A 5,224-nucleotide genomic window follows, 5' to 3' on the forward strand; every position below is an offset into this window, starting at 1 on the left:
TATAGGAGGTTCTATCATGGTAGATTTAAAAAATGTATCTGAGGCTTTGCAAAGAGGAGATGCAAAAAAAGTAGAGGAACTTGTAAAACAAGCTTTGGAGGAGAATTTATTACCTAAGGATATCTTAGAAAATGGTTTAATTAAAGGAATGGATATTATTGGCGCGAAATTTAAAAAAAATGAAGTGTACGTTCCAGAGGTTTTAATTGCTGCTCGAGCAATGCATGCCGGGATGGATGTTTTAAGGCCAAAATTAGTTGAAACCGGTGTAAAAAATATTGGCAAAGTAGCAATAGGTACTGTAAAAGGAGACCTGCATGATATAGGGAAAAATTTAGTAAAAATGATGTTAGAAGGAGCGGGATTTGAAGTTGTAGATTTGGGAGTAGATGTCTCTGTGGATAAATTTGTGGAAGCTGTAAAAGAACATCAGCCCAATATAATAGGGATGTCTGCCCTTTTAACTACTACTATGGTAAATATGCCGGAGGTAATAAAGGCGCTCGATATTGCAGGATTAAGGGATAAAGTAAAAGTAATGGTTGGAGGGGCACCAATTACTCAAAATTATGCTAATCAAATAGGGGCAGATGGGTATTCTCCTGATGCTGCTTCTGCGGCAGACAAGGCAAAAACTTTTGTAGCCTAAGAGAAACTGGCGTCATATTATGGAAAAGGCTTAATTTAACCAATTTAATTGAGATAGGAGAGTATCATGATTCATCACATCCAGAATAAGATCTACCACATTGAAGTTTTACCACCCAAACAGGATTCAGAAAAGCTTGAAAAGGATCTTGAAATATTTTCAAATAAATATCTCAGGGTTATGGACAGCAGTTATTGTACATGTATAACCGATAATACAATGGGTCTTCTGTCATTCCAGGGAACAGAAATAATTGAGGAACTTGACCTTCCCGTTATGTCAGAGCAGGTGATGATTCACCTGAATACTTTTCATACGAAAGATGATCTGGACAACATTCTTGACATATGTAAGTCAAAAGGAATCAGGTATCTCCTGATAATAACTGGAGATGGTTCGGAGCGTCTTCCCAAACTTCAGCCTTCAGATGTAGGCGCCACTGATGTCGAATCCGTCACTTCTGTTGAACTGTTAAAGTACATAAACCATGAGTATCCGGATACTTTTGTACTCGGAGCCGCATTTAATCCTTATGAACCGGAAGAACATGAATTTGAAAAGATGAAAAGAAAAATGAAAGCAGGTGCCACTTACATTATTACCCAGCCTTTGATAGAGAGAAATGAAGTTGTCGATAGACTTCTTGAAAAATATCCTGAAATACCGGTAATTATAGGGACCTGGATGAGCAGAAAACTGCATCTTCTTTCGGAAGCAGTCGGCTATGAAATACCTGGGAATGCCGAATATGACCCTATATCCACTTTAAAAATGCTCCACAAATTATATCCGGGGTGCGGCGTTTACCTATCACTGCTCGGATTTAAAACACAATACGATCTGATTAAAGATATCTGGGTCTGAGAGCCCGTAATTGCAGGGAGGCGTTATGAAAATAGTAGTATGTATCAAGCAGGTACCAGCAACTAACGATGCTAAAATCGATCCTGAAACAAAACGCATAGTAAGAGAAGGTATGAAAGCGATCCTGAATCCTTTTGATACTTACGCTGTGGAAGAAGGTGTACAGTTGAGAGACAAATTCGGAGGAGAAGTGATTGCCCTGTCAATGGGTCCGCCAAAAGCTGAAGCAAGCCTGAGAGAGGCTATTTCAGTAGGAGTTGACAGAGCCATTCTGCTCAGTGACCGGGCTTTTGGCGGATCGGATACATGGGCTACAAGCTATGCCCTTGCCAAAGCCATTAAAAAGATCGGAGATATTGATCTTGTTATTTGCGGTAAGCAGGCCATAGATGGAGATACAGCCCAGGTAGGTCCTGGAATTGCAGCTCATCTTGACTGGCTTCAAGCAACTTATGTTATGGCTGTGGAAGAGATATCTTCTTCATCCATCAGGGTCAAAAGGATGCATGAAGATGGTTATGATATATGTGAAATGTCTCTTCCTGCAGTAATAACCGTCGTAAAAGACATCAATATACCCCGCGTACCATCACTTAAAGGCCGACTGGCTTCAAATAAATGTGAAATACCAGTATGGAAGCCCGATGATATAGGTGCGGATACCTCAAAAATCGGTCTGAACGGATCACCCACAAGGGTGGTAAAAATACAGCCTCCACCACCCAGACACACCAGCACAAAAAAGATTGAAGGATCTTCAATAGAATGTGCACAGACCCTACTAAGAGAGTTAAGACTGCGAAGTATAGTTTGATTCAGAGGAGGTAAAAATGATAGCTTTTACAGATGCTGAAAGAAAAGAATATCGCAATATATGGGTAGTCGCTGAGATTTTGTCTGGCGAAATACAATCTGTGACACACGAACTGACAGGTGCTGCAAGAACTCTTGCGGATCTTAGAAAGAGTGAAGTCTGGGTTGTGGTCATGGGATCCGGTATTGAAGGAAAACCGGAGTCGCTTTTTGCGTATGGAGCAGATGTCGCAATAGTGGTTGACCATCCGGGATTATCCGGTTTTGTCGATGAAACCGAAGCAAAAATCATGAAACGCCTTATCGCAGAATATAAGCCCGAAGTTGTGATCTGCGGAGCCACAACCAGGGGACGTGCACTGATTCCACGAGTTGCCGTAATGACACATTGTGGTCTTACAGCTGACTGTACCGGTCTTTCCATTGATCCTGAAAACGGTGACCTTCTTCAAACAAGACCGGCTTTTGGTGGTAATATCTTGGCCACTATCCGCTGTTCAAACCACAGGCCTCAGATGGCGACCGTACGGCCAAGAGTCATGAAATCGCCGGAACCCGATCCTGGCCGTACCGGCAGAATTATAAAAGAAGAGATGCTTACCAGTGATACCGAGAAGATCAAACAGATAATAGATGTTTTCCATAGTACCGAAACTGCTTTTAATCTTGCCGATGCACAGATAATAATATCAGGCGGAAGAGGAATGAAAGGTCCAGAAGGCTTTAAACTTTTAAAGCAGTTTGCCGAAAGGGTAGGCGGTGCAGCCGTAGGTGCAAGCAGGGCAGCTGTTGATTCGGGCTGGATCCCTTATGCGCACCAGGTCGGACAGACAGGACAGACAGTCCAGACAAAGGTTTATATAGCCTGCGGCATTTCCGGACAGATTCAGCATCTTGTAGGAATGCAGTCTTGTGATTTGATCATAGCTATAGACAAAAACCCAGATACACCCATGATGCAGATTGCGGATATAGCCGTAGTCGGGGATTTGTTTGAAATCATTCCTGAAATTGTCAGGGAGATACCTAACCTCTAAAACAAATATTCTAATTGCAATAGATACTGAGCAAGTAATAAGGTATAATCATTTAATATAATTTATTTGTATTTGTAAAAAAGGAGGTTAAATGATGTTAATTATCGGAGAAAAATTAAATTCTGCCCGGAAACAAGTTAGAGAAATGATTGAGAATAGAGATGTAAAAGCTATTCAAGATTTAGCCAGGAACCAGGTAGAGGGTGGAGCTGAGATGCTGGATGTCAATTCCTCCGCCGCCAGTGGCGATAAAGAAGAAAATATGGAATGGTTAGTAAAAACTGTTCAAGAGGCGGTGGATGTCCCTTTATGTATTGATAGTCCTAATGCAGAAGAAATTGAAAAAGGCTTAGAAGCTCATAATTGGGATAAAGGTAAGGCCTTAATTAATTCCATAACTGGTGAGAAAGAAAAAATTGATAGATTATTACCGGCAATAGTAAAATATAAATGTGCGGTAGCAGCGCTGGTTATGGATGAACGAGGTATTCCTGATAATTCTAAAACCCGGGTTGAGATTGCCGAAAAATTAATAAAGGTATTAACTGATGCCGGAGTTCCTTTAAAAGACATATTTATTGATCCCTTAGTAGTGCCTATCGGGACCGGTGACAAAAATGGCTTGATAACCATGGAAACGATAAGAAGCGTTAAGGAAGCTCATCCCGAAGTTAAAATAGTCACCGGTTTAAGTAATATATCTTATGGTCTTCCGGAAAGAAAGCTCATTAATCAAGTCTTTATGATTTTGACTATGAGTTGTGGCATGGATGCAGTAATCATTGATTCAACAGATAAAAGAATGATGGCTATTGCTAAGACTGCCATAACTCTTCTGGGAGAGGATAATTTTTGTGGTGGATATATCCAGGCCTATAGAGAAGGAAAATTAACTTTTGAAAAATAAGTTAGAAAAAGGAGTATTTAGTTAAAAGTATGCTAAAAATAACTTTCTTACCGGATAAAAAAAATATTGAAGTAAACCAAGGAACCACTGCCTTGGAAGCACTGGAAAGGGCGGGGATAAATATTGATACTCCCTGCGGAGGAAAGGGAATTTGTGGTAAGTGTAAAATATTAATCAACACAGGAATTACTACTGCCACTCCCATAGAAGAAGAGCTTTTATCCGAAGAAGAAATAAAAAAAGGTTTTAGGTTGGCCTGTCAAGCTAAACTTTTTAAAGATACTATAATAGAAGTACCTTCAGAAATTAGATTAGATTTTAAAGGAGTATTTTCTTCTAATTTAAAGGGAGATATTCATCGTATTAAAAAGAATTTTGCGCTCGACTCAAATTTAAAGAAAGTATTTTTAGGTTTGGAAAAACCTTCTTTGGATGACCAGAGGTCAGATTGGGAAAGAATTAAAGATGGACTATCTTTGAAAAAGATAGAAAATATTTCTAATTTAAAAATATCTCTACCGATATTAAAAAAGATTCCTCTTTTAATTAGAAAAGCCGATTTTAGAGTAACAGTTACTATCTGTAATGACGAAATTATGGATCTAGAAAGCGATAATATTGCGAAAAAGAGTTATGGTATGGCCTTTGATATTGGGACGACTACCGTAGTGGGATATTTAATTGATTTGGGAAGCGGTGAAGAGCTTTCTGCTGTAGCCAAGACTAATCCCCAGGTTATTCATGGTGATGATGTTATTTCCCGAATTGGATTTACCCAACAACCCAAGGGCGGTTTAGAGAAATTACAAAAAGAAATAGTAATTACTTTAAATGAAATCATCAGAGAGACTACTCAGAAAGCGGAAATAGATAAAAACAATATTTACGAAACTGTAATCGTGGGTAATACTTGTATGCACCATCTCTTTTTAGGTCTTAATCCTATTCATTTAG

Annotated in this window: 6 protein-coding genes; all 6 read left to right on the plus strand. The window is 39.3% G+C overall.

Annotation, left to right across the window (positions count from 1 at the left end):
* Positions 1-16 precede the first annotated feature (16 nt).
* A complete protein-coding gene (locus COZ07_RS08960; protein WP_406608228.1) occupies positions 17-649 on the plus strand; it encodes a corrinoid protein in 633 nt (210 codons plus the stop codon).
* A gap of 66 nt (positions 650-715) precedes the next feature.
* Positions 716-1,513 (plus strand): methylenetetrahydrofolate reductase, encoded by a 798-nt coding sequence (locus tag COZ07_RS08965; RefSeq protein WP_406608223.1) that lies wholly within the window; start codon positions 716-718, stop codon positions 1,511-1,513.
* Between the two features lie 25 nt (positions 1,514-1,538).
* Positions 1,539-2,327, plus strand: coding sequence for an electron transfer flavoprotein subunit beta/FixA family protein (locus COZ07_RS08970; RefSeq protein ID WP_406608224.1), 789 nt, complete (start codon positions 1,539-1,541; stop codon positions 2,325-2,327).
* Positions 2,328-2,343: 16 nt separating this feature from the next.
* Entirely contained in the window at positions 2,344-3,363 is a 1,020-nt protein-coding gene (locus tag COZ07_RS08975) for an electron transfer flavoprotein subunit alpha/FixB family protein (protein ID WP_406608225.1), read from the plus strand.
* Between the two features lie 91 nt (positions 3,364-3,454).
* Complete coding sequence (locus tag COZ07_RS08980; protein ID WP_406608226.1) at positions 3,455-4,270, plus strand: dihydropteroate synthase; 816 nt, start codon at positions 3,455-3,457, stop codon at positions 4,268-4,270.
* A 29-nt stretch (positions 4,271-4,299) separates the two neighbouring features.
* On the plus strand, positions 4,300-5,224 hold a 925-nt coding region (locus COZ07_RS08985; protein WP_406608227.1), incomplete at its 3' end, for a 2Fe-2S iron-sulfur cluster-binding protein.

The sequence above is a fragment of the Candidatus Infernicultor aquiphilus genome, assembly GCF_002784285.1.
Classification (GTDB): Bacteria; Atribacterota; Phoenicimicrobiia; order Phoenicimicrobiales; family Phoenicimicrobiaceae; genus Infernicultor; species Infernicultor aquiphilus.

Coding starts and splice junctions, on each gene's coding strand:
- COZ07_RS08960 (WP_406608228.1), top strand. CDS start 17: ATGGTAGATTTAAAAAATGTATCTGAGGCTTTGCAAAGAGGAGATGCA.
- COZ07_RS08965 (WP_406608223.1), top strand. CDS start 716: ATGATTCATCACATCCAGAATAAGATCTACCACATTGAAGTTTTACCA.
- COZ07_RS08970 (WP_406608224.1), top strand. CDS start 1,539: ATGAAAATAGTAGTATGTATCAAGCAGGTACCAGCAACTAACGATGCT.
- COZ07_RS08975 (WP_406608225.1), top strand. CDS start 2,344: ATGATAGCTTTTACAGATGCTGAAAGAAAAGAATATCGCAATATATGG.
- COZ07_RS08980 (WP_406608226.1), top strand. CDS start 3,455: ATGATGTTAATTATCGGAGAAAAATTAAATTCTGCCCGGAAACAAGTT.